This is a genomic window from Nonomuraea sp. NPDC049269, assembly GCF_043197155.1.
GTDB lineage: Bacteria > Actinomycetota > Actinomycetes > Streptosporangiales > Streptosporangiaceae > Nonomuraea.
Genome location: NZ_JBICSO010000004.1, coordinates 901,846 through 928,120, shown reverse-complemented (window position 1 = coordinate 928,120; position 26,275 = coordinate 901,846). Strand labels below are relative to the sequence as shown.

Here is a 26,275-nt window from a genome sequence, read left to right as displayed (position 1 = left end):
TCGCCCGGAGGGATGAGCATGGACCTGTCTCCAAGGCGGACCGCCTCGGATCAGGCGGGCATACCGAAGGCGTCGATGGTCGTCGCGGCCCTGTCCGCGGTGGTGGAGTGGTACGACTTCACGCTGTACCTGTTCATGACCACGGTCATCGCCCGCGTCTTCTTCGGCGAAGGTGCCGCCTCGGTGCTCACCACCCTTGCCCTGTTCGCCATCGCCTATCTGATGCGGCCGCTGGGTGCGCTCTTCTTCGGGCACATCGGCGACCGGTACGGCCGGCGCACGGTCCTGCTCGCTTCGATGGCGGTCATGGCGGTCGCGATGCTCGAAACCGCCCTGCTGCCGACTCACGCCCAGATCGGATCCGGAGCGGGGGCGCTGCTGTTGGCGTTGCGCTGCCTCATGGGCTTCTCCGTCGGCGGCGAGTACGGCGGAATCACCGCTTACCTGCTCGAAGGCGCGCCACCCCGTCGCCGTGGCCTGGTCGTCTCGCTGGCCGCGGCGGCCGGCGAGATCGGTGCGTTGCTCGCCGTGGCCGTGGCCGCGGTCACCACCTCGCTGTTCGGTGGCGACGCCCTGGACACGTGGGGCTGGCGCCTGCCCTTCCTGTTCGGCGCGCTGTTGGCGGTCGCCACCTTGGCGGCTCGATCGATGATGCGCGAGTCCCCGGCGTTCGAGCGGGAGAAACGAGCCCGTGTCGATCGTCGTGCCCCGCTGTGGCTGATGCTGCGTACCCAGCGCCCCGGCTTGTACCGGACGTTCGCGATCTCGGCGCTCGCGTCGATCACCTACTACGTCGGTATCACCTATGCGCCGACCTATCTGAGCTCGGTGGGGGGCTTCGCCGAGCGGGATTCGCTGTGGCTCTCGACCATCGCACTGGCCGTGGTCATCGTGGTCACCCCGTTCGCCGGCGCGTTGTCCGATCGGGTAGGGCGCCGGTTCGCGCTGCTGCTGTTCGGCGTGCTGTCGCTGGCCTTGCCGGTGGCGATGTTCGCCTTCATGGCCGACCCCACCGTGCTGCGTGCGGTGACCGGCACCGTGGTGCTGGCCATGCTGGCCGGCAGTATCAGCGCGGTCAGCACGGCCGCCACCGCGGAGCAGTTCCCGGTGGCCGTCCGGCTCTCCGGGCTGGCCGTGGGTGCGACGGCCGCGACCGCCGTGTTCGGCGGCCTCACCCCGTATCTGGCGCAGGCCATGACCCATGCGAGCGGCTGGGCCCCCGCGCCCGGTGTCCTGGTCGCCGTTGTCGCGGTGGTCATCCTTCCGGTGCTGTGGTGGATGCCGGAGACCGCGCCCGTGCGCGGTGTCGCCGCGTACGGAGGCGTCCGCCGCATGAGCGCAGCTGTGCGATCTGCCAGGTAGCCGACCACGGCGAGATATTCCTGGGATCACCGCTCATCGGGCGGTATTCGGCGACGGCCCCGTGACGGGTCGGACCGTGCTGGTCCACGGCATCCTCGGCGGCGTCGGCACCCTCGCCGCCCAGCTCGCCCGCTGGGGCGGCGCGACCGTGATCGGCACCAGACAACGAGCCGGCTCCCGACAGCGCGCCGTATTCCAGGCCTCGAGAGTTTACGGCGGCGAGGAGATCTTCCACCCCGAACTACTGGATACTGTGCGCACATTCTCGAGCGGCCAGTGGGTCGTTATTCGACGTCCTCTTCGACGCCCGGCCCGGCTGATCGCGGCGGTTGTGACGTAATGTGTGCGGGATGTCCGTCATCGCCATAGTCGCGGTAGTTCTGATCGCCCTGCTGCATGTCTACATCCTGGTCCTGGAGATGTTCCTCTGGACCGGTTCCCGGGCGAGGGCCGCCTTCGGTACGACGAAGGAGTTCGCGGCCTCGACCAGGGTGCTCGCCGGCAACCAGGGCCTGTACAACGGCTTTCTTGCGGCCGGGCTTCTGTGGGGCGCCTTTGCTCCTGATCCGACCGGTTTCCAAGTGAGGGTCTTCTTCCTTGCCTGCGTCACCGTCGCCGGGCTGTACGGTGCCGCGACGGCGTCGCGCAAGATCCTCTTTGTCCAGACCGTCCCGGCCCTGGTCGCGCTGGCGCTGGTACTCCTGGCCCGCTGAAGCCGGCCACACGGAAGGCGACTGGGCGGCTTCTTGGCCTGTGGTGCGGCCGGCCCCGGCGATCGTGGTCGCCCGGCCCGGACCGCGTGGGCGGTGACCCTACGCGGCCAGCGCGCCGAGGTGGGTGCGTACGACTTCCAGGCAGTCGGGTCCGCTCACCAACTCGGGCCGCAGTACGGCGTTCATGGCGAGGCCGTCGACCAGCGACGACAGCCGCTCGGTCTCCACGTCGAGCCGCAGCCCCGGGCGCAGGTCGCCCCTCGCCTCCAGGCGTTCGAGCACGCGGCTGACGAACCCTCGCGTGCCCACCGCGACCCGCACGGCCAGGTCTCGCAGCGCTGGGTCGGTTCTGGAGGCGGCGGCGAAGTCGAGGAACACCGTGACCTCGGCATGACGCCGCTCGTCGAGGGGCAGTAGCTCACCCAGCAGTCGCGCGGACAGCTCCAGCCGTTCCCGCGTGGACAGCGCCGCCAGATCGCCCGCCTCCTCGACCGCTGCCCGCAACCGCTGGGTCACCCGTTCGATCATCGAGGTCATCGCGAAGCGCATCAGCTCCTCCTGCGTGGCGAAGTAGTGGCGCAGGGAGCCGATGTTGAGCTGGGCCTCGGCGGCGACCGTACGCAGAGACGCGCGTTGCAGGCCGTCGCGTACGACGACCCTGAAGAGGGCGTCCACCACCTCGCGACGGCGTTCGACGGGATCGACCACTTTCGGCATGCCACGTTTATATCACGCCTGTGATACGTTGGATTTATCTCACCTGTGATAAATCCTCGTTCAGCAGGAGGCTGCCACGATGCCCGCGAGAAGGATCACCGCCGTCTGCGCGTCAGTGGCCACGCTCACCGGAGCCTGGCCGCTCGCCGCCCCCGTCCACGCCGCCGAGCCAACCCCCGGCTCCACAGCCGCCGCCACGCCAGTGCTGCTGGCCGACACCGATCACGACGGCGAGGTGAACGCCGGGCCGGCGGGCGGCGATGCGGCCGGGGAGGCGGTCTTCCTGCCCAACCTCGACGACAGCGAGCGCCGCTGCCGGGTGGCCGATGCCGACCTGGACGCTCCCGGTGGCGCGGCCGACGCTCGGCTGGCCGCGTGCGACGACGCCGCGGACGCCCGGGTGAACGGCGAGCCCGACGCGGCCGACCTGGCGCGGCTGCGGCTGCCTGCCATGCCCGGCCTCGGCGACGCCGCCACCGGGCTGCTGAGCGTCGACGCCCCGGACAAGGTGCGGATCTTCGCCCGGCGCGACGGCGACCGCCTGCCCTCGGGCTTCCGGCCCGCGCTGCCCGAGGGCGACGGCCTGCTGACCGCGGCGGAGCTGCGTGCCGGGCTGGAGTTCGGCGTCGAGGGGCGCGACGTCGTACGCGACGCGAGCCGGTGGGACGGCCGGGTGACGATCACGCTCACGGTGACCGACCACGGCCGGCGCTCTGTCGCCCGCGTCCGCATGCGTGAGGCCCCTCTGCTGCTCCAGAACGACCTGCAGCCGGCCGTCGAGGTGCTGGCCGGCAAGCCCGGCACAGGCCCCGGGTCGCCGCCCGCGCTGCCCTTCCCCGATGGCCTGCCCGGAGGGTGGCAGGAGTTCGCCCGCGACCTGCGCGGCGCCACACACGCGGCCGGAGTGCGCTCGCCCAGATTCGTCGCGGGCACGTCCCAGTGGTGGAAGGACACCTGGTGGCAGGACATCTTCGAGCCGACCACCGCCACCATGCCGATGCCCGGCGGCGTCCGGACCATGCGCGTGCTGGTCAGGTCGGGCAATGTGCTGGACCTGGGCGAGGCGAGCGCGCCCACGCCCCGGCCCATGGCCCGGCTGCTCTTCCGCGACCTGCGCGGGCCCGGGGTTGCCGTCGTGCAGCAACTCACCCTCACCCGCCGCGACCACCTGACCGACCTGCGCAACTCCATGGGTAACGTCGAGTCGCTCCCGCCGTACGCCGGTCATCCGCAGGGGCGGCTGTTGTACGGCACCGGCCGGACCCGGCGCCCCGACCCCGCCTTCGTCCGCCTGCTGACCGGCATGGGGCAGGGCCTCCAACCGCCCGTGGTGCTCGACACCGGCTGGCTGCTGGTCGGCCATGTGGACGAGACCATGCACGTCGTACGCGCACGTAATGCGCGTGGATGGACCCTCATGATCGCCGATCCCCGCATGGCCGCGCGGCTGCTGCGCCGGGCCGAGGCCGCCGGTGCCGGCGGCACCCGGCTGTTCCCCGGCTCTCCCACGGTCGCCGGGCTGCTGGGCGACCGGGCGCTGATGGCCGCCAACGACAGGGCCGCCGGGCACATCGACGCGCAGCTCGACACCATGCTGGCCGCGACGGGGCTGCGGCGATCGGAGATCGTACGGGTGCCGGTGTTGTTCAGTGCGAGCGAGGCCGAACCGTCGCTGCTGAAGGCGTACACGCCCGGTATCCCCAACGGGCTGTCGCTGACGGCCCGCGAGTTCGCCGCGCCCGCCCCCTACGGCCCGGTCGTCGGCGGGCACGATCTGTTCCGGCGGGCCGCGCGGAGCGCGCTGGCGGCTCAGGGCGTGCACGTACGCTGGGTGGCGGACCTTTCATGGGCGCACCTGCTCGGCGGCGAGGTGCACTGCGCCACCAACGCCCTGCGCGACACCCGCTCGACCGCCCGCTGGTGGGCATACTCGGCGCGTTCGACGGCACTGCTCACGATGCCCTTCGGGGGTTGAACACCCAGGTCCGCAACAGTACGAACCGGACGATGCCGGCCAGGCCGTTGGACAGGATGACGGTGGCGAGCTCGGCGAGTGGCGAGGTGACCGAAGGCAGCAGGTCCAGGCTCACGGTGGTGATCGCGAGGGCGACGCAGAGGACGAGCATGCTCTCCAGGTGGGTGCGTACCGCGCCCGCCCGGCTGGTCATCTCGAAGGTGAACCTGCGGTTGGCCGCCGTGCTGGCGATCGTGGTGAGGACCATCGCAGTCGCGTTGGCGGTGATGGAGGACACGACCATGCTCAGGATCGCGAACAGCAGCAGGTAGGCGAGCGTGCTGATGAACCCGATGGCCAGGTATGCCGGCAGTTGGCGGGCCATCCCGGCGGGCATCAGGGCCTGCCGGACCCAGGCCACGAAGGAATACGCCCGATGGGAAACCTGTACTCGCTGCTCGTCATACCCGCCAACCGGCCCCTCGGCCGGTTGGCTTCCCGCCGCCTCGTCCCGAAGGACCGTCCCCGTCATCGTGCTCACGGCTATGACGATGTCCGGCCGCCATTGAGGGAGCGTGATCTGACGATTAACGTCGCCTGAGAAGTGTCGGCGGAGACGGGCAGGTCAGGCGGGGTGGCCGGATGCCATGGGGGAGCCTTCCACGCAACTGTCGACGACTTCGAGCGGTGACCAGTCGGCTCCAGCCGATCAGGTTGCGGAGACTTCCAGCGGGACGCGGTCCTTCGGGTTGAGTGCGAGGAAGGCCGCCCCGGCGATCGCGCCGCCCGCCAGGTCGGCCAGTAGCCAGATCCAGATCTTGGACCAGGCGAACAGACCCATGGAGGCGGCGCCGATGGCGACCGCTGGGTTGAAGGCACCACCGGAGATGCCGCCGACCGCGAATGCCCCGGCCATCACCGTGAATCCGATGGCCAGACCGTAGAAGCTGTTGCCCGGATGGTCACTGCTGGTGGCCGCGTTCAGCACCACGTACGCGAGCGCGAAGGTGAACAGTGCCTCGGCCAGCAGCGCGACCCACAGCCCACGCCCCGACGGTGAGAGCGCCGACACGCTGCCGGGTTCGATCACGTAGGAGGCGGTGAGCGCGGCGATGACGCCTCCGGCCACCTGGGCGATCCAGTACGCCACGGCGTCCGCCCGGCTGATCCGGCCGCGGAGCAGCACGGCCAAGGTCACGGCGGGGTTGTAGTGGGCGCCGGATATGTGCCCTCCGGCATACACCATGACCATCAGGATCGCTCCGATGGCCACAGGCGCCAGGGGTGTCTTCGTCAAAACCGTGGCGCCGACCGTGAAGACCAGGAAGAACGTCCCGATGAACTCCGTGATGTAGCTGCGCATGGACTGTCCTCTCAGCTTGTGGAACCGAGATTGATCACGCATTGCGGCAGCGCATCCAGATCGTGCCATGATCCTTGACCGCGGGAAATCGCGGGCTTGCTTACGGTCTCTTACGGTCCGTTGCGGCGCGCCAAACCGGACATGAGGACTCTTGCATGATGGCCCCGCATCTGCTGTGGGGCCATCACTCACACCCCGCCCGTAGGCGCCGATCGGCTCGAGACCCGGGCGCCCTGCTGAACCCCGCACGGCAGCCGGCGGCACCCGGGTTGCCGCGTGTGGAAACAGATGTATCGCCCCGTAGGACCGCCCGAGACCCGCCCAGCGAGAGGGCGAACGGAATGGTCAGTTGTTCATCTTGCTGGTCACCGTTTCGGGGTCCGGTGCCTTGATCGACACCTTGGTGCCCCAGCCGGTGAAGCGGCTGTCGATCGTGATGGTCTTGCCGTCGAATTCGCTCTTGTCGAACACCCCCGTCGCCGCGTACGAGCTCTTCACCCTGCTCACGAGCCCGGCGGAGGTGAGTGTGAGGGTATAGGTGACCTTCTCGTTGTGCATGCGCAGCGGGATCGACGCGCCGAACCAGGGCGACACCTTCTCGAGCTCATCGAAGGTGATCTTTCCTGTGATGGTGCTCCTGGTCAGCCTGCCCTTCTTGATCAGCGTGGCTAAGGTCTTCGGCTCTGCGGGGTTGATGACCTGCCCGTAGAAGCCGCCGGCGCCGCCGAACATGCCGCCGCTCTTGAGCCAGGTCTTGCCCTCCGGGAGGCGGTCGTTGAACAGCCCGCCCGAGGTGTAGCCGACCTTGCCGACGCTGATACTCCGCTCGGGCTCGGATTTGAGCGCGTTGGTCTTGATGTCGGAGGCTGCGATGCCCCTGGCGTTGAACTGGAACGTACCTTTGCGGTCCTGCAGTTTGACCTTGTCGTCGCCCGAGAGAGTGGTGGTCTCGGTGAACCGCACACCGTGCCCGGAGACCAGCTTGCTCTTCAGGGCTTGGACGGGATCCTTGGGGGCGGCGGCCTGCGCGGGGGTGGCGGGTACCAGCAGAGCGCCGCAGGCCGCCAGGGCGGTGATCATCTTCTTCATGAGCCGTGATCATGGCGCAAGCGGATCACGAGCAGGGCACGATCGCCTCAGGCCTGGGGTTTCTGGGCGACTCCGGCCAGGACCCAGGCTCTCTTCTCCTCCTGCTTGGAGACCGGAATGTCGGAGCGCCACTGGCGCACGTAGACGAAGCCGGGCTCGACGAGGTCCAGTCCGTCGAAGAAGCGCAGGGCCTGGTCGCGGTTGCGCGGGCCGCCCTTGGGCCGGTTGAGCGCCTCACGGAAGACGTCGGCGATCTGCTCGGCTATCTCGGGGCGGCCGTCGAAGACGGCGTGGGTGAGACAGAGGAAGCTGCCGGGCGCCAGTCGCTCGCACAGCCGGGCCACGTTCTCGAACGGGCCGTTCTCATCGGGAATGTACTGGAGCGAGCCAATGATCAGGACGCCGACGGGCTGGTCGAGGTCGATCAGCTGTCCCAGGGCGGGATCGTCCAGCATGGCGTCGGGGTGGAGGATGTCGCCTTCGACCACTCCGGTTCGCGCGTTGGTGGCGAGCAGCGCCCGCGCGTGGTTGAGCGCGACCGCATCGTCGGCGACATAGACGACGCGGGCGTCGGGCTCCAGGGACTGGGCCACTTCGTGGACGTTCTGCTTGGTGGGCAGTCCGGAGCCGACGTGGATGAGCTGCCTGATGCCTTGTTCGACGAGGTAGCGCACGACCCGTTCCCGGAATTCCTGGACGTACTCGCCCATCTCCTTGGCGTCCGGGATCAACGCCAGCACCTTCGCCGCGGCCTCGCGGTCGGCGGCGAAGTTGTCCTTGCCGCCCAGGAAGTAGTCGTTCATCCGGGCAACGCTGGGAACACCGGCCGACACACCTGGCCGTCGGGGTGCGTCACTCATTCGTCGTCTCCTCGTTCCCCCACACGGTTATGAGGACAGTAGCAACCCCATGACCATCCATGGAGCCTTGTCCTATTTTGTACGGGCTGTGGCTCATGAAAAGTTCATCTGCCGCAAATGGGGTGCCAAGGCATGGATCGTACGTTTGCCTCGTCAGCAAGAACACCCTTCTGGAAGGCAGTCACGTGGGACACGATCACGAGGGTCAGCGGGTCAGTCGGCGGCGGTTGATCGCCGGTGTCAGTTCGCTCGGGCTCGGTAGCCTGCTCGCCGCCTGCGGCCAGGACGCGCCGGCGGTGACCACCTCCACAGGGGCGACCGTGTCTCCGACGGCCACGATGACGACCACGGCCAAGGACGTCACCGCCCTGTTCGCCGAAGCCAACACGTGCACGTTGACCGCCACCACCACGCAGGGCCCCTACTACTTCGACGCGGACAAGGTCCGCAGCGACATCCGCGAGGATCGGAAGGGTACGCGGCTGCGCCTGATGTTCAAGGTCCAGGACAGCGAGAGCTGCAAGCCGCTGGGGAACGCCGTGGTGGAGATCTGGCACTGCGACGCGGCCGGGCTCTACTCCGGAGCGGAGTCGCTGTCGACCGGAGGGGGCGGCGGCCGGCCCAGCGGTAATCCACCGACCGGCGCCCCGCCCACGGGCGCCCCGACAGGTGAGACCAGTGCGAACGACCTGACCCCGACGGACGACAAGCGTTACCTGCGCGGGGCCCAGGTCACCAACAGCGATGGGATCGTGGAGTTCACCACCATCTGGCCGGGGTGGTACCGGGGGCGTACCGTGCACATCCACGCGATGGTGCACTTCAGCAACGCGCGCGTGCTCACGACCCAGGTGATGTTCGACGAGGCGCTCAACACCAAGGTCTTCACGAAGTCGCCGTACGCGGCGCACACCGGGCGGGACACCTTCAACGACGGTGACAACATCTACAAGGACAGCATGCTCCTGAAGGTCACCGAGGAGGACGACGGCTACCTGGGGGTGATCGTCTTCTCGGCCGACTCCGACAAGGACGGCAAGTGATCTCAGGCTGGTGGGCGCAGGCGGCGCAGTGCCTCGTTGACGCTGTCGCCCTCGCCGCTGGCGATCGGGTTGCCGTCGGGGTCGCGGGCGACGGCGGAGTAGGCCGATTCCGGCAGGTGGGTCAGCAGGATGGTGTGGCCGTCCCGGAGCAGGTCCTCCGGCGTTGGACGAGATCTGTCCACCAGGTGGCGGGCGCCGACCAGGGCGGCCACGGGGGTGCGGTGGCGGGTGAGCAGTACGGGGCCGCTCTCGTACGGCTGGGCGGCTTGCCGTACGAGGTCGCCGAGCTTGCGGCGGACCGTTGACAGCGGCAGGGCGGGCAGGCCGGTCAGCGGGCCGGCCACCTCGGAGAGCGGGATCAGGGCCGCCCACTCCCAGCGTTCGCGGGTGATCGGCGTGGTCTCGCCGTCCTGGGCGGCGCGCACCAGCCGGCCCCATTGGGCGCGAGCCTCCTCGACGCCGAGCGGGGGGCCGAGCCGGGCGACGAGCTCGGTGTACGGAATGTCGGGCATCCACCGAACGTAAGGCACCTTACCGAAATAGTGCAAGCCGCCTTACAAAACACCCGAAAACCAGTTGCGGCCCGAAATAGCGTGATCGTCATGGATGAACTGGTGGAGTCGTTCGTACGGGACGGCTTCGTGAAGCTGACGATCGGCACGCGCGAGCAGGGAGAGGCGGCGCAGGAACTGCTGTGGCAGCAGATCGGCCTGTCGCCCGACGACCCCGAGGGCTGGCGCGAGCCGGTGGTGTGGGCCGCGGACATGACCGGGCGGGGGCCGTTCGGTGAGCTGGTCAGGTCGCCCGTGCTGGCGGCCGGGTTGGACGCGGTGTGCGGGAAGGGCGGCTGGCAGCCGCGTGGCTCGGCGGGCAACATCCCGATCCGGTTCCCGCACCTGCCGCCGGCCGACGACCGCGGCTGGCACCTCGACCTCAACCTGCCGCGGCCCGACGGCACCTGGGGGGTGTCCGTCCGTGCGCACAACCTCCTGGTGCTGATGCTGTTCTCGGAGGTCGGTGAGCTGGACGCGCCGACCCGGGTCAGAGTGGGATCGCAGCGTGACAGCCTCGGGGCGCTGGGCGAGCAGGTGCACGACCATGTCAGCGCGGGCGCGCTGGTGGACGCGGCCAGCCGGGACCGGCCGGTGGCCCTGGCGACCGGCTCGCCGGGAGACGCCTATCTGGTGCACCCGCTGACCGTGCACGCCGCGCAGGAGCACCTCGGTGAACGGCCCAGGTTCATGGCGCAGATGCCGTTCATGCTGGCGCCGCCGTTGGACCCGGCCGCGGACACGCCTTTGGCCGGCGCCCTCCGCTGAGACCTGTCACTGACTCCGCAACCAGCCGGCGGCTTCCTCCGGAGTGCCGAAGCGAATCACCTGCAAAGGGGCGAAGCGCGGATCGTGGACGCGCTGCTGGATGTCCGCCCGCCGAACCCCGTGCTGTGACCACGCCCACCAGGCGGGGTGATCGCGGCGGAACCAGTCGGTCAGGGTCTCGCGATTACCGCCGAAGATCCGCTCACGCAGGAGGGTTCTGCGGAGCGATCGCCTGAGGATCCGGGGCATGATGACCCGCCGAGGATAGTCCAGCCAGACCACGGTGTCGGCCTGCTCCCAGAGCAGGTCACGGACCTCGGGATAGCCGTAGGAGTCGAAGATCCAGGCCGGTGACGAGGCGATCCGCTTCACCTGCGTGACGAACTCGTCGTTCACGGCCCAGCCGGGTCCGGTGAAGTGCAGGGCGTCCATCTCGTGGTACGGCACCGCGAGTCGGGTGCTCAGGGCCCGTGCCATGGTGGACTTGCCGGCCCCGCTGATGCCGGCTACGAGGATGCGCCGCATAGATCGCACGATGCTAGCTCGATCGGTCGGTCTGCGACCAGGCCTTTTGGATCGGCCGGTAGTCGATCACGGTGATCCCCTCCTGCCGGATGAGCTCGCGGGCCTCTGGTGAGGTCAGGAACTCGTAGTCGGTACGCCGTACGCGCCAGCCGGGGTCGATGGCCCGCGCCTTCTCGTCGCCCAGACCAGGATGGATCGCCCACTCGCTCAGCCCGGCGGGCAGTTCGCGCAGCAGCTTGGCGTACTGGGCCGGCTTGTCGTCGAGGTCGAGGCCGAAGCTGTCCAGGAAGTCGTGCTCGACGACCGGCAGGCCCCGCCGCCGCAGCTTCTGGCGAGCGGGGTCGAGCCAGGCCCGCACCGCCAGGCCGTACTCGTCGGCCAGGGCCACGGTCAGGTCGAAGATGTCGGCCCGGCCGCCGTCGGCCAGGCGCGGTCAGCGGCCCCCACCTGTCGTCCACCGTGTCGCAGAACAGCGTGAGGTGGATCCCGAAGGGGATCTCCGCGTGCCGGCGGAGCGACTCCATGGCGTGTGTTCCATGAGTCCAGCATGGAGCACGCGTCCAACGATTATCGGGGGTCGATCGGCGTCAGGTGCGGGGTTCCGGCCTCGATGGCGGCGGCCGCGTCCAGGCACAGGTCCTCGCGGAAACGCGGCCCGATGATCTGTACGGCCTGCGGCAGCCCGCCCGCATGACCGGTGGGCACGGCGACCGACGGCAGCCCCAGCAGGTTGGCCACCACGCTCATGCGCAGAGCCGCCGGCCACCCGGCCACCCACTCGGGATCGAGATCGGCGCCGACCGGGAACGCGGGGAGTGTGCAGATCGGCGCGAGCACCAGCGGGGCCGAGGCCGTCCAGTCGTCCCACGCCCGCGCGATGGCGGCGCGTTCCATCATCGGGTCGAAGGCGGCCCGGCCGGCCGCTCGCGTCCAGGGCTCCTCGAACGCGGTCCAGAACCGGACGAACCCCTCGGAGGCGATCGTCTCGACGGGCGGCTGCTCCTCGTGGACGCGGCCGTACGAGGACATGATCTGGGTGTAGATCTCGGAGGCTCGGTCCAGGGCCGGTGGCAGGCTCTCCGTCACCTGGTAGCCGGCGTCGGCGAGGAGCTTGGCCGCCTGCCGTACGGCGGCGGTGACCTGGGGGTCGGCGTCGAGTCCGGTGACCGCGGCCACGCCCAGCGGGGCCGCCGGGGCGGGGCCCCGCAGGGGCGCCGGGGCGTACCAGGGGTCGCCGGGCGCGTGGCCGCACATGTGGTCGAAGGCCAGGCGCAGGTCGGCCACGCGCCGCGCGATCGGACCGTGCACGGCCAGCAGCTGGAACCCGAACGGCGACGCCTGTCCGCTGTGGGCGACCCGGCCCAGCGACGGCTTCAGCGCGGCGACGCCGCAGCACTGGGCGGGCCAGCGCAGCGAGCCCGCACCGTCGTTGCCGATGCCGAGCGGGGTCAGGCCGGTCGCCACCGCGGCCGCGTCACCGCCGCTGGAGCCGCCCGGCGTGTGGCCGGCCGACCAGGGGTTGCGGGTCGCGCCGCGCAGGGCGTTGTCGGTGTGCCAGCGCATGCCGAACTCCGGCAGGTTCGTCCGGCCGATCGGGATCGCGCCCGCCGCGCGCAGCTGGGCGACGTGCGGGGCGTCGCGCGGTGCGACGGCGTCACGGAGGGCGACGATGCCGAGTGTCGTCGCCGAGCCGGCCACGTCGACGTTCTCCTTGACCGTCATGGGGACGCCGCAGAGCGGGCCCGGCGCCGCGCCGTCCCGCAGCGCGCGGTCGGCCGCGTCCGCGGCTTCGAGCGCCTGCTCGTCCAGCACCGCCGTGATGGCGTTGACGTGCGGGTTCACTTCGGCGATCCGGGTCAGGTGCGCCTGGACCACCTCACGGCTCGACACCTCCCGGGCGCCGACCAGCCGTGCCAGCTCTCCGGCGGGCAGTGCCCATAGTTCAGCCACAACGTTCTCCTCGGGGTAGCGGTGCCGAGGAATCTAGAGGGATTCACGAGAAAGAGGCAGTCTTGTGTTTTCGGGACGCTTCAGCCGCCTAGGTCGAGAAATAGGGTGTTTTGCCTGGTCATGGGGCCTCTCCTGGCAAGGTGAAATTCATGCACTCCTCGGGGGAGGAACGCTGGGTTGAAGCGCTCCAAGACCATGCGGCCCACCTGGCCTTCGCGGACTGGCAAGCCGGTCCCGACGACTGGACGAGCCTCTACACCAGCTTCGACGAGGAGGATGCGCCGATAACGGAGGTGGCCGTCTATCGGGGACACGAGCGCATCCATTTCCGCCGTTACACCGGCCCGGAGCTCACGCAGTTCTGGACCCGGCTGGTCAATGCGATCTCGGAGTGAGCGCAAGCGAAAGGGCCGGAGGCGATCGCCTCCGGCCCTTCGAATATCCGGCTAGTCACGCCGGCTTGTCGTCTTGCGCCAGTGAAAACCGCCGGGCAGGTTGACGGACACCGTACGGCGGCCGTCCGCCGTGCGGGTGACCCGGAACAACCGGTTGCCCCAGCTGTGCCCGACGCCACCGCGTGACAGGTTCAGCCGGAACGGCCCCAGCTTGATTGACTTTCGGTAGCTCCAGCCCATCGAGTTCCCTCCATGAGATCGCGAGGGCCTCCAGCTACCCGAAAAATGGCGAAATATTTACCGGATCACTCCACTGTCACCGTCGCCTTCGCGAGGACCGTGGTCCCCGCCACCTGCCCGGTCACCAAGAACGTGCCGGGGGAGCCGTACGAGCCGGGATCGATCGCCGCCCACGTGACCGCGACCGAGCTGTCCTTGGAGCCGTCGTTGTAGGTGGCCACGACGGTCGCGGGCAGCGACGGCGCGGTGCCCGCCCGGGTCCGTACCGCCTCCTCGGCGATCGAGGTGATGGTCACCGCCGGACTCGTCCTGACGTACACCGTCGCCTCGACGGGCGAGCGCAGGCCCTCGGCGAGCCCGGCGACCTTGAAGCTGGTGCCACCGGTCTTGACCTGGTCGGCGGTCACCTGCTGCCACGTCACCGCCGCCTGGCCTCCGCCGCCGTCCGCGTACAGCGTCTCGACCGTGGCGGGAAGCCGCGGCAGCGTGCCCGCCACCGTGGGGACGTGCACGGGCCGCACCGAGTCCGGCGGTACCGCGTACGCCTTCCACTCCAGCACCCCGACGGACGCCTGCCCGGACACCAGCTCGACGCGTAGCTTGGTCGTCTTCACCGTGTCGAACGAGACCGTGTTGTAGGCGTCGACCGCGGCCGGGTAGGAAGCGGCGCCGGTCACGTCCTCGAACGAGTCGCCGTCCCACGCCTGGATCTTCCACGACGCCGGGACGCGGACGCCGCCGTCGTCGTCGAAGAAGTACACCTCCGCCTTGTTCACCCGTACCGGCGAAGGCCAGTCGAGCTGCACCCACTGCGTGCCCTGCTCCGGCCAGGTGCCCCAGCGCGGGTTGGCGCCGTCGTTGGAGCGCGGCGGGTCGATGCCGTCGTTGATCGCCGTCACCTTCTCCCAGGGGGAGGTGTAGGAGGCGGTCGGCGTCGCGTACGGCGCCACGTTCACCTGCGCGCCGATCTCGCCCACCGTGACCGCGACGGTGCCGGACGACGACTTCGCGCCGTCGGTGGCGGTCAGCCGCAGGTGGTACGTGCCCGCTTCACTGAACGCCGCGACCGTGGCCGGGCTCGTCTGATCGGTGAAGATCGCTTCCCCGGGCCCGTCGACGACGCTCCACCGCATGCTGAGCGTTCCCGACGGCAGCCCGTCGTCCTTGACGACCGCGTCCAGCTTGGCCTGCCCGGGGCGGTTGAAGGTGGCATCCGGTACGGCCAGCACGTACGGAGCCCGGTTGCCCGCGGACGGCGGCGCCGAGCCGGTCGAGTAAGCCTGCACCTCCTTCAAGCCCGTCGAGTAGCCGGGCCGGTGAGTGACCAGCACGCGCAGCTTCTGGGCGACGACGGACCGGAAGCGGACGTCGTTGAGGTTGGCCCGTGGATAGACCGGCTCCTTGGCCTGCCCGGGCACGTCCTTCCAGGTGGAGCCGTCGAGGTACTGCACCGAGTACAGGGCGGGCTCGCTGTAGCCGCCGGCCTTGCGGTCGTTGAAGAAGTACAGCCGCAGCAGGTCGACGGGCCGGGCCGAGCCCAGGTCCACCTCCAGCCAGTCCCGCGCCTGGCCGGAGCCCTTGCTGCCCCAGTACGGCTCGTTGATCGTGAACCCGTCGACCGCGCCCGCCGGGTCACCGTGCGAGGCGGTGGCGGACTTGACCAGGTTCGGGCGCGTGGAGCCCAGATCGACCCCGGCCTTCTGGAACAGGTCCTCGACCCGGTCGCCCGACAGCTTCACCTCGGCCGGCGCCTTCATCGACCGGGCCGCCTCGGAGTACAGCACTGTGCTGCCTTTGACCGGGCCGCCCTCGACTGTGCCGCCTTCAATCGTGCCGGTCGCCGGGTCCCATACGGCGTGCGCGAGTCCGGACAGCGTGACCTTGCGCTTGCCATCAATGAGGATCGAGTAGCCCTCGGGCACGCCCGCGTAGTGCGTGGCGCCGTCGCCGGGCTTGTCCCAGACGATGCTCAGGTCGCTGCCGCGGTAGTTGATGCCGTTGACGGTGAAGTGGTCCCAGCCGATGTCGACCGGCCACAGCTCCACCTTGCCGTCGGAACGCGGGCGCAGCCCCATGACGTCCTCGATGACCGTCCAGTTGCTGCTGCCGAGGATCGTGTGATGGATCCACGAGCGGTAGTCGATGGACTTGGTGCTCGGGTTCCAGTTCGACCAGAACTCGTTGGCGTCCGGGTAGCGGGTGTCGCCGCCGACGAACTGCGACCAGGCGTTCCAGTACAGCAACTGCTTGTACTGCTCGGCGGTGATGTACGGCGAGGTGTATTCGCGCAGCGCCTTGGAGAACAGCGAGAAGTTCCGGGTCGAGTTGATCTGCGAGAAGTTGTTCGACCCCGGGTGGCCCTGCGCGGCGGCCTCCGCTTTGTCCTTCTGGTTAGCCGTATAGGCCGGGAAAATTGGATATTCCGCAGGGTCGGCCCATAGGCGGAGCGCTTCCCGATATTTCGGGTTGTCCGTCGGGACCAGGCCGGTCGCGTAGGGGATGTAGTTGTTGGATTCCTTCCACGGGATCAGGTTGCCGGTCTGCAGGTCGCGGTGTTTGAACAGCTTGTTCTGGTCGTCCCAGAGCAGGGTGAGGATGCCGTTCTTCACCTTGTCGGCCACGCCGCGCAGCTCGGTGGCCTTCGCCGCGTCGCCGATCAGCGTGTACGCCTGCGCCGCCGCCATCGCGTTGGCATAAACGTAGGCGCCTTCCAGCCGCTCGTTCGCCCGGTTGTAGTAGTGGAACGACACCGCGTCGGCGTCGTTGCCGGTCATCGCCTCCCAGTCGTACTCGATGACCCCGTTCTTGTTGGAGTCGTAGGCGTTGAGCTGCCCGTAGACGTCCTTCTCCGCGTAGCGGGCGAGGTTGCGCAGGATCGCGGGCTGCCCGCCGTGGAGCTGGTAGCTCTCCAGCGCCGAAGCCGAGATGTACTGGGTGTAGCTGTTCGACCAGTTCTCCGGGTCGCCCGGGTTATCCGTATATTTCGAGTTACGTGATACTTCTCCGGCCGAGACCCAGGGGCCGTACGAGTAGATCGGATCCCGCAGGTACTTCAGGTCCTGCAAGAACATCGGCACAGTCAGCACGATCGCGTTGTTGTAGCCGAGCGCCCCCTCCACCGACGTCGGGAACTGGAAGTCGTTGCCCGGGATGTCGGCGTCGAGGAAGTTGAACCTCATCAACCACCAGCGGTAGTAGACGAACTTCTTGATGTTCTCGTCCGGCACGTCGATGTACGGCAGGTTCTCCGCCCACCAGGCGTTGTAGTCCTGGAGCTGGCGTCGCAGCGCCTTCTCCGGCGAGCGCCCCTTGTAGCCGTCGTACTCCGGCCGCGCCCCGGCCAGTTCCTCGGTGACGAACCCCATCTGCACCTTGGTCCGCACGGTCTTGCCCGGTTCGACGGCGAGCGTCCCCTTCAGCGTGCCGTCCGCGACCTTCAGGCCGTCGCCGCTGAGCCGGGGGAAGATCGTGGTCAGCCGGTTCTTGGCCGCCACCACGCCGGTCAGCTCGCGGTCGCCGTCCGCGGTCTTCGTGTACGGCGACGTCACTGTGACCGGTACGTCCACCTTCGCGGTGCCCGTGTTGGTGACCGCCAGCGTGGTGACCGCCACGTTCTCCTGCGTGATGAACTTTTTGACGGTCACGGCCAGCCCGCCGCCCGCGTACTGGCCGGTCCAGTGGCTGGGCATCTGCAACCGCTTGCTCACGTCCTCCTTGAGGTCCGTGCCGAGCGACACGGCGTAGGCGCCGCGGTTGTCGATGCTCTCCCAGTACGCCACGCTGCCGCCGAAGCCGATGACCGAGGGGTCGTGCTCCTTCATGAACAGCGCCCGGCCACGCGACATCAGCCACGTCCCCGCCGGGTCGTCGCCGGGGCGGGCCAGCATGCGGTCGATCCAGTACGAGTCGCCGCCCTTCTCCTTCTTGTAGATCTCCGCCATCATCTTGCGCGGCTCGTAGCGGACGGGCTCGGCCGGGACGGGATCTTCACCGGTGAAGACCGGCATGCCGAGATCGTCCTGGACCGCCGTGGCCGGGGAAGCGGCGCCGAGCAGGCTGCCCGCGACGGCTAACGCGACCAGGCCCGGCAGGGTTCTGCGCACAGAGTCCTCCATAGGGGGTGTTACTCGGCGACGGGCAGCCAGACGCGCATGGTGGCGGGGCCGCGGTTGCCCCACCGGTGGTACGGCACCAGCCGCAGCACGGTGTCCACGCCCGCCACCGAGTCGGGCACCGGCCCGTACGGCCAGCCATTGGCATCCGGCGCGCCGAGCACAACGGCGACCTCAACCTCGACGACGGGGTCACCCTCGGGCCCAGCGGACCCGACCGACCCGCCGGGCGTGCCCGTGACAGGATCCGCGGGCGTCGCGGACCCGCCGGGCGCGTCTGTGACGGGATCCCCGGGCGTCACGGGCCCGCTGCGTGTGTCTGCGACGGGATCCGCAGGGTCGACGGGCGCGCCCGCGACGGGAACGGGCGCGCCCGCCTCGGCACCGGCCGCCTCCGGCGCGGGGATGGCTGCGGGCGCCCCAGCCGGAGAGTCGGCCAGATGGCCGGTGAGGTGGTCGGTGGGATGGTCGGTCAGGTGGTCGGTGGGCGGGGACGAGACGCGGGCGGCCACGTCGGCGAGCGGGGGCTCGTCGGCGACGGACTCCGCGCAGTAGACGAGCGGCCCGCGCTCCACCGCGACGCTCCCGCGCAGCGCGTCCACGCGCCGGTCGGGGAAGGTCCACCGGGGAGCCATGGGCAGTTCGAGGCGGATCTCGTCACCGGGCCGCCAGTCGCCCTCGACGACGGCGTACCCGGGCTCGACCTCGCGAGCACCCGACATATGCGAAATGCCGGACGTGGCCGCGCCCAGCCCGACGCCCAGACGCGAGCCGGGCCCCGCGACCGGCCCCCCGCCCGGTCCGTTCGCACCGCCCGGCGCGGCCGGCCCGTACGAGAGCGTCGCGCCCTTCGCCCAGGCGGGGACGCGCAGCGAGATCCGCCCGCTGCCGCCCGACAGCACCCGCACGCACACCCCGCCCGACCACGGATACCCGGTCTCCACCCGCACCCCGAGCGAACCTTGGGTGATCTCGCCGGGCGTGAAGTGGTGAATCTGCAACCCGCCCGCATCGGAGGTCGCCACGTAGGCCGCCAGCGAGGCGAGCGTGCGGGCGATGTTGTGCGGGCAGCACGACACGTCGAACCACGGCGACCGCAGCCCGCCCTCGGCGGCGTGGTTGACCCCGTTCAGCGGCTCGGCCGGCACCCGTACGCGCAGCGGGTTGGCGTAGAAGAACGACCGTCCGTCCAGCGCCACCCCGGTGGCCAGCACGTTGTACAGCGTCCGCTCGGCCAGGTCGGCGTACCGGGCGTCGCCGGTGGCCAGCAGCAGCCGGTGCGACAGCATGATCGACGCGATGCCCGCGCAGGTCTCGGAGTAGGCGCGGTCCGGTGGCAGCTCGTAGTCCTCGCCGAAGGACTCGTCGGAGTGCCGCGAGCCCATGCCGCCCGTCAGGTGGGTGCGCCTGGCGACCGCGCGCTCCCACTGCGCCTCGACGGCCTTGAGCAGCTCCACGTCGCCGGTCTCCACGGCCACGTCCACGACGCCGCTGGCCAGGTAGAGCGCCCGTACGGCGTGCCCGCGCAACGACCGCGCCCGCCGTACCGGGACGTCGTCCTGGAAGTAGGCGCGGCCGAACGGGATCTCGCCCAGCGCGGGCAGGCCGCGGCGTTCGACGAAGCGGCGGGCCATCTCCAGGTAGCGGTCGGTGCCGGTGGCCCGGTACAGCTCGACCAGCGCCATCTCCACCACGGGGTGGCCGCAGGTCTCCGAGGTGTCCATGAAGCGGCGGCAGATGTGGTCCGCCGCCCGTCGGACCACCTCGGTCAGCCGGTCCTCGCCGTGCATGCGGAGCCTGGCGACCCCGGCCTGGATGAGGTGGCCATAGCAGTACAGCTCGTGGCCCCACTCGAAGTCGGCGTAGCGGTTGCCGGTCCAGCGGGTGTTGAGGTAGCCGTCACCCTCCTGGGCCCTGGCCACGGTCTCGGCCAGCTCGGGCAGCGCCGGGTGGTCGGCCCACGCCATCGCCTCCAGCAGCTTGTAGGTCTCCGAGTCGCTGAACTCCCTGCCCTTGCGGGGGAGACGGCCGCGGAAGTTGCCGATCCAGCCTTCGCGTTCCTCCCATTCCTGGCAGTGGGCGATGGTGACGTCCCGGTTGAGGGCGATGCGGTCGCCCCAGAAGCCGGGCGCCGGGCGTACCGCGTCCAGGCCGAGGGGGGACAGAACGCCCGATGAAGGCAGGACAGGATTAGCCACGCAGAGCTCCCGACATGAATCCGCGCACGTAGTGGCGCTGCAGAATGACGAACAGGATGAGGCATGGCAGGGCCATGACCATGACGCCGGCCTGGAGCATGCCGTAGTCGATGGCGCCGAACGTGCCCTGGGTCATGCTGACCACGGCCACCGGCAGGGTGAACGAGGAGCCGTCGTTGAGCAGGATGAGCGGCGCGAAGAAGTCGTTCCACGAGGCGAGGAAGGCGAACAGGCCGACCGTGACGAGGGCCGGCCGTACGGCGTGCAGCAGGATCCGGGAGAAGGCCCGGAAGGTGCCGCAGCCGTCGACCAGCGCCGCCTCCTCCAGCTCGCGCGGGATCGCCTCGAACGCGTTGCGCATCATGAACAGCGCGAACGGCAACTGGAACATCACGAACACCAGTGACAGCCCCAGCAGCGAGTTCTGCAGGCCGAGGTAGCCGAGCAGCACGTAGAGCGGGATGAGGATCGTCGCGTAGGGCACCATGAGGATCGCCAGCGTGGCCAGGAACAGCAGGTTCTTGCCGGGGAAGTCGAACCGGGCGAACGCGTAGCCGCCGAGCGCGGAGACGATCAGCGTCCCGGCGACGGTCATCGACGACACCAGCACACTGTTGGTGGCGTAGGTGCCGACGCCCTCGCCGAACTGGGCCATCTTCAGGTAGTTGGACGGCTCCTCCAGCGAGGCCCAGCCGCTCCACAGCAGCGGGAACAGGAACAGAATGGCCAGCGCCGTGACAGTGGGGTAGTACCTCACTTGAGCCTCCGCATCAGCAAGGTGTTGAACCCGACCAGGGCGACCAGCAGCACGACGGACAGCGCCGCCGCCCCGCCGAGGTCGAAGCGGAAGAACGCGTCGCGGTAGACGACCATGACCATCGAGACCGTGCTGTTGTCCGGGCCGCCGTTGGTGAAGATGAAGAACTGGTCGAAGGCCAGCAGGGAGCCCGTGATGCTGAGGATCAGCATCAGCGCCAGTGTCGGGCGCAGCAGCGGCAGCGTGATCTTGGTGAAGATCTGCCAGCGGTTGGCACCGTCGCTCTTGGCCGCCTCGTACACCTCGACGGGGATCGACTGCAGGCCGGTCAGCAGGATGAGCATGTTGAACCCGGCGAAGCGCCACAGCACGAGCGCGATCGTGGAGAACAACGCCATGTTGGGCGTGCCGATCCACTTCACCGGCTCGTGAGTGATCCCCAGCGTCTGGAGCAGCGGGTCGATCGGGCCGAAGTCGTTGTTCAGCATGCCGTAGAACAGCAGCGCGGCGGCGGCGAAGCCGACGGCTCCGGGCAGGAAGAACGCGGTACGGAAGAAGGCGACGCCAGGCCGCCGCTCCTGCACCAGCAGGGCCAGGCCGAGCGCGACCGCCGACAGCAGGACGGTGGTGATGGCGGTGTACTTCAGCGTGAAGAGCACCGCGTCGAAGAACAGCGGGTTCTTCGGGATCTTGGTGTAGTTGTCCGGGGCGTTGAGTACGGCCTGGCCCAGCAGCGGCCACCGGTTCAGCGACATCCAGACGACCAGCACCAGCGGCGCGATGAACAGGACGCCCACGATGACGGCGGTCGGTGCGGCGTACAGCCAGCCCTGGACCTGCCTTCCCCGCCACCGGGCGGACGGCACCGTGTGTGCCGCCCGCCGCTTGGGCTTGCCGAGGGTCAACGTCATTGCTGGAGGGACTTTGTGATCTCGGCGTTCAGTTGGGGGACCTTCGATGCGTCGCCGAACACCGCCTCACGGGCCAACCGCAGCCAGGGGCCCTGCGGGTCGTTGAACGTCTGGCCGAAGCGCAGCGCGAACGGCGTCTGCCCCTTGGCGACCAGCGAGTTGATCAGAACCACCCGCGGGTCCTCGGCCGAGTACTTGTTGCTGGACAGGTCGGTACGCGCGAGCACGTCCTTGTTCTTCGCCATGACCTCGACCTGCGCCTCATCGGACACGGTCCAGGACAGGAACTCCCAGGCCGCGTCGGCGTTCTTGGAGGTCGAGGAGATGCCGATCGAGTCGCCGCCCACGAAGGTCGACTCGCCGCCGTCGGGACCGGCGATGGGCGTGACGCCGATCTTCATGTCCGCGGGCATCGTGCCGAGCGTGGTCGACGGCATGGGCATGACGCCGATCTCGCCCTTGGGGAAGAAGCCGGTCCAGGTCGGGCCCTGCTCCTCCTTGGCCGTCGGGCCGGTGACCTTCTTCTCGTACAGGTCACGGTAGGTCTTGAACACCTCGGTCATCGCGGGCTGGTCGTTGAGCGAGGTGGTGCCCTCGGGGTTCATGACCTGGGCGCCGGCCGCCCAGACCGAGGGCCAGAAGGTGAAGACGTAGCAGCCGCCGCAGTTGCCGCCGAAGAACGTGCCGTGCACCTTGCCGTCCTTGCCCAGCTTCTGCTGGATCGTGGTGGCCTGCTGGGCGAACTCCTTCAGCGTCTTGGGCCCCTTCTCCGGGTCGAGCCCGGCCTTGGCGTACAGGTCCTTGTTCCAGAACCAGACCGACAGGTCCAGCGTGTGCGGGAGGGTGTAGAACTTGCCGTCCAGCGTGCCGAGCTTCATGTGGGAGGGCGCGAGACTGTCCTTGTACGGCAGGGCGCCGACCTTGTCGGTGATGTCCATGAACAGGCCCTGCGAGGTGTAGTTCGGGACGAAGATCACGTCGGCGGCGAACACGTCCGGCAGTTGTTTCGCCCCCGCCGCGGCCGCGATGCGCGGCTGGTAGTTGTCCGTCGGGATGACGGTCAGCTTCACTTGGTTCTTGTGATTGCTGTTGTAGGCCTTCACCAACCGCTCGCTCTGGGCCTGCGTCGCCGCGCGGGTCCACATGGTGATCGTGACCGGGCCTGCCGCCTGTGGCTGCTTATCGCTCCCACCGCTGCCGCAGGCGGCGGCTGTGAGCGCTAACAATCCGAGGAAGGCGATCCCAGCCAGCCGTAGTCTCATGGTTGTCTCCTTCGGGACCCCCGTGAACTGAAAGGTTTTCGGAAACGTAGAAGAAACATCCGGGCCTGTCAATGGGTGTTAGGGTTTGACCCAGATATCGGTTACTGAAAAGGGTTTCGAAAATATGGCGGGTAGGCGCGCGACCATCAACGACGTGGCCTCCCTGGCGGGGGTGTCGATCGCCACGGCCTCCAAGGCGCTCAACGGACGGCAGGACGTGCGGGCCTCGACCCGGCAGCGCGTGCTCGCCGCGGCGGAGGAGCTCTCCTTCCAGCCGAACGCGCTGGCCAGGGGGCTGCTGTCCGGGCAGACGCGCACGGTCGGACTGCTGACCTCCGACAGCGCGGGCCGGTTCGGCATACCGGTGCTGCTCGGGGCGGAGGACGCGTTCGGCGCCGGGGAGATGGCGGTGCTGCTCTGCGACGCCCGCGGCGACGCCATCAGGGAGCAGCACCACCTGCGCGCGCTGCTGTCGCGCCGCGTCGACGGGCTGATCGTGGTGGGCGAGAGCACCAACCCGCGGTCCTCGGTCAGCAGGGACCTGCCGGTTCCCGTGGTGTACGCCTACGGGCCTTCCGACGATCCCGAGGACGTGTCGTTCGTTCCGGACGACGTGGGCGGGGCGGCGATGGCCGTACAGCATCTGGTGGCGCTGGGCCGGCGCAGGATCGCGCACGTCACCGGGCCCGCCCACTACAAGGCGGCGCGCGATCGCGTCGAGGGGGTTGAGCGGGCGCTGGCCGAGGCGGGCCTCGCGCAGGCGGGGGAGACGCTCTGGGGGGCGTGGTCACAGCGGTGGGGCCGGCACGCGGCGGAGATGCTGCTGATGTCACAGCCGGAGATCGACGCGGTGTTCTGTGGCAGCGACCAGATCGCGGCCGGCTTCGTCGAGGGCGCCCGCGAGCGGGGGCGGCGGGTGCCCGACGACATCGCGGTGATCGGTTACGACAACTGGGAGGTGCTGTCCACCGAGACGCGCCCGGCCCTGACGACCGTGGACATGAACCTGGAGCTCCTCGGCAGGACGGCAGCCCAGCACCTGTTCGCGGCCATCGACGGGCGGGCGACGCCGGGCGTCCACCGCATGCCCTGCCAGTTGGTGATCCGCGACTCCACGGCGTCGTCGTCGTGAACGTGCCCGGGCGGGAAGGGCAGGTCCCCGCCCGGGCACGGGCTTTTCACAAGGTCGTCGCCGGCAGGCCCCTGAACAGCGGGGATAACACCGTTCGCGACATGGCCGGAGGCACCTCAGCTCTGTTAGCGTTAACATTTTAGGTGAATGTTCACCACCAGGATGGTCGCCAAGTTAAGAGGAACGCGCCGCGACGTCAAGAGACCTCGTGTGACGCGACCGTAATCGAGCGACCTCTTGACGGAACCTGTTGTTAACGTTCACAGTCATGCCAAGCCAGGAAGGGAGCACGCAGTGGGATCGACCCAGGGGCGTAGACCGCCGGTCATGGCCGACGTGGCCAAAGAGGCCGGGGTGTCGCACCAGACGGTCTCACGCGTGCTCAACGAGCATCCCAACGTGCGCAGCGAGACCCGCGCGCGGGTGCAGGAGGCGATCGACAAGCTCGGCTACCGCCGCAATCTCGTCGCTCGCGCTCTGGTCACCAAGCACTCCAGGACGCTCGGCGTCGTCAGCTTCGACACCACGCTGTACGGCCCGGCCAGCACGGTCTACGGCATCGAGCAGGCGGCCCGGGCGGCCGGCTACTTCGTCAGCATCGTGAGTCTCAAGTCCATCGACAAGCTCGGCGTCAACGACGCCCTCGACTACCTGACGGATCAGGGCGTCGACGGCATCGTCGTGGTCGCGCCGCAGCGGTCGGCCGCCCAGGCGCTGGCCGAGCTCCCGTTCGGGGTGCCCACGGTCGCCGTCGAGGGTGGCGAGGCCGGCGAGGCCTCGGTCGTCTGCGTCGACCAGGTCGAGGGGGGCAGGCTGGCCACCGAGCACCTGCTCTCCCTGGGACACGAGACGGTCTGGCAGATCCGCGGCCCCTCCGACTGGCTGGAGGCCGAGGGACGCGTGGCCGGGTGGCGGGCCGCGCTGGAGCAGGCGGGCCGTCCGGCCCCGGAGCCGCTCGCCGGAGACTGGAGCCCACGCTCGGGATACGAGGCGGGGCGCAGCCTGGCGAGCATGAAGGACGTCACAGCGGTGTTCGTCGCCAACGATCAGATGGCGTTGGGCGTGCTGCGGGCGTTCACCGAGCAGGGGGTGAGAGTGCCCGATCAGGTGAGTGTCGTCGGTTTCGACGACATCCCCGAGTCGGAGTTCTTCTCGCCGCCGCTCACCACCATCAGGCAGGACTTCGGCGCGGTGGGCAGGCACAGCATCGAGGTGCTCCTTCGGCAGATCGAGGGCGAAGGCTCCCACGAGCGCGAACGTCTCGTGGTCCCGCCCTCGCTCATTTGCCGGGCCAGTACGGCCCGGCGGTAGCCCGTACACGAGAGACAGGGCGGCGCTGACACGACGCGGTTCGATGTTAGCGCTCACACCAGAAGGGACCCCACGTGTTGAAGAGGATCTCGGCATTGATGCTCGCCGGGCTCACCGCGATGGCGGTGGGCGGATGCGGTAGCAGTGGCGGCGGCGGTGCCGCGTCCGGCGGTGGCGCGATCACCATGGGCTTCTCCCAGGTCGGCGCGGAGAGTGGGTGGCGCACCGCGAACACCAAGTCCGTGCAGGACTCGGCCAAATCCGCGGGCATCACCCTGAAGTTCTCGGACGCCCAGCAGAAGCAGGAGAACCAGATCAAGGCGATCCGCTCCTACATCCAGCAGAAGGTGGACGTCATCGCCTTCTCGCCGGTGGTGGAGTCAGGCTGGGACACGGTGCTCAAAGAGGCCAAGAACGCCAAGATCCCGGTGATCCTCACCGACCGGGCCGTGGACTCCAAGGACACCACGCTCTACAAGACCTTCCTCGGCTCGGACTTCGTGGAGGAGGGCAAGAAGGCCGGCAAGTGGCTGGTGGATGAGTACAAGGACAGCAAGGACCCGGTGAACATCGTCGAGCTGCAGGGCACCACCGGCTCGGCCCCCGCCAACGACCGCAAGTCGGGCTTCCAGGAGGTCATCGGGGCCGATCCCAAGTTCAAGATTGTCGCTTCGCAGACCGGCGACTTCACCAGGGCCAAGGGCAAGGAGGTCATGGAGGCCTTCCTGAAGTCCACTCCGGACATCGACGTCCTTTACGCGCACAATGACGACATGGGGCTGGGTGCGATCGAGGCCATCGAGGGCGCGGGCAAGGTGCCCGGCAAGGACATCAAGATCATCACGGTCGACGCCGTCAAGGACGGCATGCAGGCGCTCGCCGACGGAAAGATCAACTACATCGTCGAGTGCTCCCCGCTCCTCGGCCCGCAGCTGATGGACCTGGCCAAGAAGGTCGTCAAGAACGAGACCGTACCGACCCGGGTGATCACGGAGGAGACGGTGTTCAACCAGGAGCAGGCCAAGGCCGCGCTGCCCAACCGCCAGTACTGATCGTTGACGG

25 protein-coding genes are annotated in these 26,275 nt (G+C 69.1%); 10 read left to right on the top strand and 15 right to left on the bottom strand.

Annotated elements, in window-relative coordinates; genetic code table 11:
- The first annotated feature begins 18 nt into the window (after positions 1 to 18).
- From ACGFNP_RS27175 to ACGFNP_RS27165, 3 genes are all read left to right on the top strand, one after another.
- Positions 19 to 1,362 (top strand): MFS transporter, encoded by a 1,344-nt coding sequence (locus ACGFNP_RS27175; protein WP_393323499.1) that lies wholly within the window; start codon positions 19 to 21, stop codon positions 1,360 to 1,362.
- 76 nt (positions 1,363 to 1,438) lie between these two features.
- Entirely contained in the window at positions 1,439 to 1,702 is a 264-nt protein-coding gene (locus ACGFNP_RS27170; protein WP_358331278.1) for a hypothetical protein, read from the top strand.
- Between the two features lie 10 nt (positions 1,703 to 1,712).
- Complete coding sequence (locus tag ACGFNP_RS27165; protein ID WP_393323496.1) at positions 1,713 to 2,075, top strand: DUF1304 domain-containing protein; 363 nt, start codon at positions 1,713 to 1,715, stop codon at positions 2,073 to 2,075.
- A gap of 99 nt (positions 2,076 to 2,174) precedes the next feature.
- On the opposite strand, the gene ACGFNP_RS27160 is transcribed toward ACGFNP_RS27165, so the two are convergent.
- Positions 2,175 to 2,792 carry a TetR/AcrR family transcriptional regulator gene (locus tag ACGFNP_RS27160; protein WP_393323493.1) on the bottom strand — a complete coding sequence of 206 codons (618 nt, stop codon included), beginning with the start codon at positions 2,790 to 2,792 and terminating at the stop codon, positions 2,175 to 2,177.
- A 79-nt stretch (positions 2,793 to 2,871) separates the two neighbouring features.
- Here ACGFNP_RS27160 and ACGFNP_RS27155 point away from each other — a divergent pair, with 79 nt between their 5' ends.
- Positions 2,872 to 4,767, top strand: a complete 1,896-nt coding sequence (locus tag ACGFNP_RS27155; RefSeq protein ID WP_393323490.1) for a protein-arginine deiminase family protein — start codon at positions 2,872 to 2,874, stop codon at positions 4,765 to 4,767.
- Here ACGFNP_RS27155 and ACGFNP_RS27150 read toward each other — a convergent pair.
- From ACGFNP_RS27150 to ACGFNP_RS27135, 4 genes are all read right to left on the bottom strand, one after another.
- Positions 4,745 to 5,278, bottom strand: a complete 534-nt coding sequence (locus ACGFNP_RS27150) for a GtrA family protein (protein WP_358331471.1) — start codon at positions 5,276 to 5,278, stop codon at positions 4,745 to 4,747. The two genes, ACGFNP_RS27155 and ACGFNP_RS27150, sit on opposite strands and share 23 nt — an antisense overlap.
- A gap of 177 nt (positions 5,279 to 5,455) precedes the next feature.
- Complete coding sequence (locus tag ACGFNP_RS27145) at positions 5,456 to 6,109, bottom strand: MIP/aquaporin family protein (RefSeq protein WP_393323487.1); 654 nt, start codon at positions 6,107 to 6,109, stop codon at positions 5,456 to 5,458.
- 345 nt (positions 6,110 to 6,454) lie between these two features.
- Positions 6,455 to 7,198: a hypothetical protein gene (locus ACGFNP_RS27140; RefSeq protein WP_358331263.1), complete on the bottom strand. Its 744-nt coding sequence runs from the start codon at positions 7,196 to 7,198 to the stop codon at positions 6,455 to 6,457.
- A 47-nt stretch (positions 7,199 to 7,245) separates the two neighbouring features.
- Entirely contained in the window at positions 7,246 to 8,058 is an 813-nt protein-coding gene (locus tag ACGFNP_RS27135) for an SAM-dependent methyltransferase (protein WP_358331260.1), read from the bottom strand.
- 185 nt (positions 8,059 to 8,243) lie between these two features.
- On the opposite strand from ACGFNP_RS27135, the gene ACGFNP_RS27130 reads away from it, so the two are divergent.
- Entirely contained in the window at positions 8,244 to 9,101 is an 858-nt protein-coding gene (locus ACGFNP_RS27130) for an intradiol ring-cleavage dioxygenase (protein WP_393323484.1), read from the top strand.
- Between the two features lie 2 nt (positions 9,102 to 9,103).
- Here ACGFNP_RS27130 and ACGFNP_RS27125 read toward each other — a convergent pair whose 3' ends face one another.
- On the bottom strand, positions 9,104 to 9,613 hold the full coding sequence (locus tag ACGFNP_RS27125) for a type II toxin-antitoxin system prevent-host-death family antitoxin (protein WP_393323481.1): 510 nt from the start codon (positions 9,611 to 9,613) through the stop codon (positions 9,104 to 9,106).
- A gap of 90 nt (positions 9,614 to 9,703) precedes the next feature.
- Here ACGFNP_RS27125 and ACGFNP_RS27120 point away from each other — a divergent pair, with 90 nt between their 5' ends.
- Positions 9,704 to 10,420 carry a phytanoyl-CoA dioxygenase gene (locus tag ACGFNP_RS27120; protein ID WP_358331251.1) on the top strand — a complete coding sequence of 239 codons (717 nt, stop codon included), beginning with the start codon at positions 9,704 to 9,706 and terminating at the stop codon, positions 10,418 to 10,420.
- 6 nt (positions 10,421 to 10,426) lie between these two features.
- On the opposite strand, the gene ACGFNP_RS27115 is transcribed toward ACGFNP_RS27120, so the two are convergent.
- The 3 genes from ACGFNP_RS27115 to ACGFNP_RS27105 form a co-directional block, all read right to left on the bottom strand.
- Positions 10,427 to 10,945 carry a hypothetical protein gene (locus ACGFNP_RS27115; RefSeq protein WP_393323478.1) on the bottom strand — a complete coding sequence of 173 codons (519 nt, stop codon included), beginning with the start codon at positions 10,943 to 10,945 and terminating at the stop codon, positions 10,427 to 10,429.
- Positions 10,946 to 10,958: 13 nt separating this feature from the next.
- Positions 10,959 to 11,339: a ChbG/HpnK family deacetylase gene (locus ACGFNP_RS27110; RefSeq protein ID WP_358331468.1), complete on the bottom strand. Its 381-nt coding sequence runs from the start codon at positions 11,337 to 11,339 to the stop codon at positions 10,959 to 10,961.
- Between the two features lie 173 nt (positions 11,340 to 11,512).
- On the bottom strand, positions 11,513 to 12,895 hold the full coding sequence (locus ACGFNP_RS27105; RefSeq protein ID WP_393323475.1) for an amidase: 1,383 nt from the start codon (positions 12,893 to 12,895) through the stop codon (positions 11,513 to 11,515).
- Positions 12,896 to 13,044: 149 nt separating this feature from the next.
- Between ACGFNP_RS27105 and ACGFNP_RS27100 the strand changes: the two genes are divergently transcribed.
- Positions 13,045 to 13,290 (top strand): hypothetical protein, encoded by a 246-nt coding sequence (locus tag ACGFNP_RS27100; RefSeq protein ID WP_358331242.1) that lies wholly within the window; start codon positions 13,045 to 13,047, stop codon positions 13,288 to 13,290.
- A 51-nt stretch (positions 13,291 to 13,341) separates the two neighbouring features.
- On the opposite strand, the gene ACGFNP_RS27095 is transcribed toward ACGFNP_RS27100, so the two are convergent.
- The 6 genes from ACGFNP_RS27095 to ACGFNP_RS27070 form a co-directional block, all read right to left on the bottom strand.
- Positions 13,342 to 13,530, bottom strand: a complete 189-nt coding sequence (locus ACGFNP_RS27095) for a DUF4236 domain-containing protein (RefSeq protein ID WP_358331239.1) — start codon at positions 13,528 to 13,530, stop codon at positions 13,342 to 13,344.
- 65 nt (positions 13,531 to 13,595) lie between these two features.
- Positions 13,596 to 17,633 carry an Ig-like domain-containing protein gene (locus ACGFNP_RS27090; protein WP_393323471.1) on the bottom strand — a complete coding sequence of 1,346 codons (4,038 nt, stop codon included), beginning with the start codon at positions 17,631 to 17,633 and terminating at the stop codon, positions 13,596 to 13,598.
- 20 nt (positions 17,634 to 17,653) lie between these two features.
- On the bottom strand, positions 17,654 to 19,840 hold the full coding sequence (locus ACGFNP_RS27085; protein ID WP_393323468.1) for a glycoside hydrolase family 127 protein: 2,187 nt from the start codon (positions 19,838 to 19,840) through the stop codon (positions 17,654 to 17,656).
- Positions 19,833 to 20,597, bottom strand: coding sequence for a carbohydrate ABC transporter permease (locus ACGFNP_RS27080; protein WP_358331230.1), 765 nt, complete (start codon positions 20,595 to 20,597; stop codon positions 19,833 to 19,835). Before ACGFNP_RS27080 ends, ACGFNP_RS27085 begins: the two co-directional genes overlap by 8 nt.
- The gene (locus tag ACGFNP_RS27075; protein ID WP_393323465.1) at positions 20,594 to 21,508 is read right to left on the bottom strand and encodes a carbohydrate ABC transporter permease; all 915 of its coding nucleotides are present in this window, start codon (positions 21,506 to 21,508) and stop codon (positions 20,594 to 20,596) included. The genes ACGFNP_RS27080 and ACGFNP_RS27075 overlap by 4 nt, the downstream gene beginning before the upstream one ends.
- Positions 21,505 to 22,770, bottom strand: coding sequence for a sugar ABC transporter substrate-binding protein (locus ACGFNP_RS27070; protein WP_358331224.1), 1,266 nt, complete (start codon positions 22,768 to 22,770; stop codon positions 21,505 to 21,507). The genes ACGFNP_RS27075 and ACGFNP_RS27070 overlap by 4 nt, the downstream gene beginning before the upstream one ends.
- Positions 22,771 to 22,894: 124 nt before the next feature.
- Here ACGFNP_RS27070 and ACGFNP_RS27065 point away from each other — a divergent pair, with 124 nt between their 5' ends.
- From ACGFNP_RS27065 to ACGFNP_RS27055, 3 genes are all read left to right on the top strand, one after another.
- Positions 22,895 to 23,902: a LacI family DNA-binding transcriptional regulator gene (locus ACGFNP_RS27065; RefSeq protein WP_393323460.1), complete on the top strand. Its 1,008-nt coding sequence runs from the start codon at positions 22,895 to 22,897 to the stop codon at positions 23,900 to 23,902.
- Positions 23,903 to 24,229: 327 nt separating this feature from the next.
- Entirely contained in the window at positions 24,230 to 25,213 is a 984-nt protein-coding gene (locus ACGFNP_RS27060; RefSeq protein ID WP_358331465.1) for a LacI family DNA-binding transcriptional regulator, read from the top strand.
- Between the two features lie 74 nt (positions 25,214 to 25,287).
- A complete protein-coding gene (locus ACGFNP_RS27055; RefSeq protein WP_358331218.1) occupies positions 25,288 to 26,265 on the top strand; it encodes an ABC transporter substrate-binding protein in 978 nt (325 codons plus the stop codon).
- The last annotated feature ends 10 nt before the right edge of the window (positions 26,266 to 26,275 follow it).

What these genes read in the sequence shown, in the direction of transcription:
- ACGFNP_RS27135 (WP_358331260.1), bottom strand. Translation starts at nt 8,058, where the DNA reads ATGAGTGACGCACCCCGACGGCCAGGTGTGTCGGCCGGTGTTCCCAGC.
- ACGFNP_RS27145 (WP_393323487.1), bottom strand. Translation starts at nt 6,109, where the DNA reads ATGCGCAGCTACATCACGGAGTTCATCGGGACGTTCTTCCTGGTCTTC.
- ACGFNP_RS27155 (WP_393323490.1), top strand. Translation starts at nt 2,872, where the DNA reads ATGCCCGCGAGAAGGATCACCGCCGTCTGCGCGTCAGTGGCCACGCTC.
- ACGFNP_RS27150 (WP_358331471.1), bottom strand. Translation starts at nt 5,278, where the DNA reads ATGACGGGGACGGTCCTTCGGGACGAGGCGGCGGGAAGCCAACCGGCC.
- ACGFNP_RS27070 (WP_358331224.1), bottom strand. Translation starts at nt 22,770, where the DNA reads ATGAGACTACGGCTGGCTGGGATCGCCTTCCTCGGATTGTTAGCGCTC.
- ACGFNP_RS27120 (WP_358331251.1), top strand. Translation starts at nt 9,704, where the DNA reads ATGGATGAACTGGTGGAGTCGTTCGTACGGGACGGCTTCGTGAAGCTG.
- ACGFNP_RS27060 (WP_358331465.1), top strand. Translation starts at nt 24,230, where the DNA reads ATGGCCGACGTGGCCAAAGAGGCCGGGGTGTCGCACCAGACGGTCTCA.
- ACGFNP_RS27115 (WP_393323478.1), bottom strand. Translation starts at nt 10,945, where the DNA reads ATGCGGCGCATCCTCGTAGCCGGCATCAGCGGGGCCGGCAAGTCCACC.
- ACGFNP_RS27065 (WP_393323460.1), top strand. Translation starts at nt 22,895, where the DNA reads ATGGCGGGTAGGCGCGCGACCATCAACGACGTGGCCTCCCTGGCGGGG.
- ACGFNP_RS27125 (WP_393323481.1), bottom strand. Translation starts at nt 9,613, where the DNA reads ATGCCCGACATTCCGTACACCGAGCTCGTCGCCCGGCTCGGCCCCCCG.
- ACGFNP_RS27140 (WP_358331263.1), bottom strand. Translation starts at nt 7,198, where the DNA reads ATGAAGAAGATGATCACCGCCCTGGCGGCCTGCGGCGCTCTGCTGGTA.
- ACGFNP_RS27095 (WP_358331239.1), bottom strand. Translation starts at nt 13,530, where the DNA reads ATGGGCTGGAGCTACCGAAAGTCAATCAAGCTGGGGCCGTTCCGGCTG.
- ACGFNP_RS27175 (WP_393323499.1), top strand. Translation starts at nt 19, where the DNA reads ATGGACCTGTCTCCAAGGCGGACCGCCTCGGATCAGGCGGGCATACCG.
- ACGFNP_RS27075 (WP_393323465.1), bottom strand. Translation starts at nt 21,508, where the DNA reads ATGACGTTGACCCTCGGCAAGCCCAAGCGGCGGGCGGCACACACGGTG.
- ACGFNP_RS27165 (WP_393323496.1), top strand. Translation starts at nt 1,713, where the DNA reads ATGTCCGTCATCGCCATAGTCGCGGTAGTTCTGATCGCCCTGCTGCAT.
- ACGFNP_RS27100 (WP_358331242.1), top strand. Translation starts at nt 13,045, where the DNA reads ATGCACTCCTCGGGGGAGGAACGCTGGGTTGAAGCGCTCCAAGACCAT.
- ACGFNP_RS27160 (WP_393323493.1), bottom strand. Translation starts at nt 2,792, where the DNA reads ATGCCGAAAGTGGTCGATCCCGTCGAACGCCGTCGCGAGGTGGTGGAC.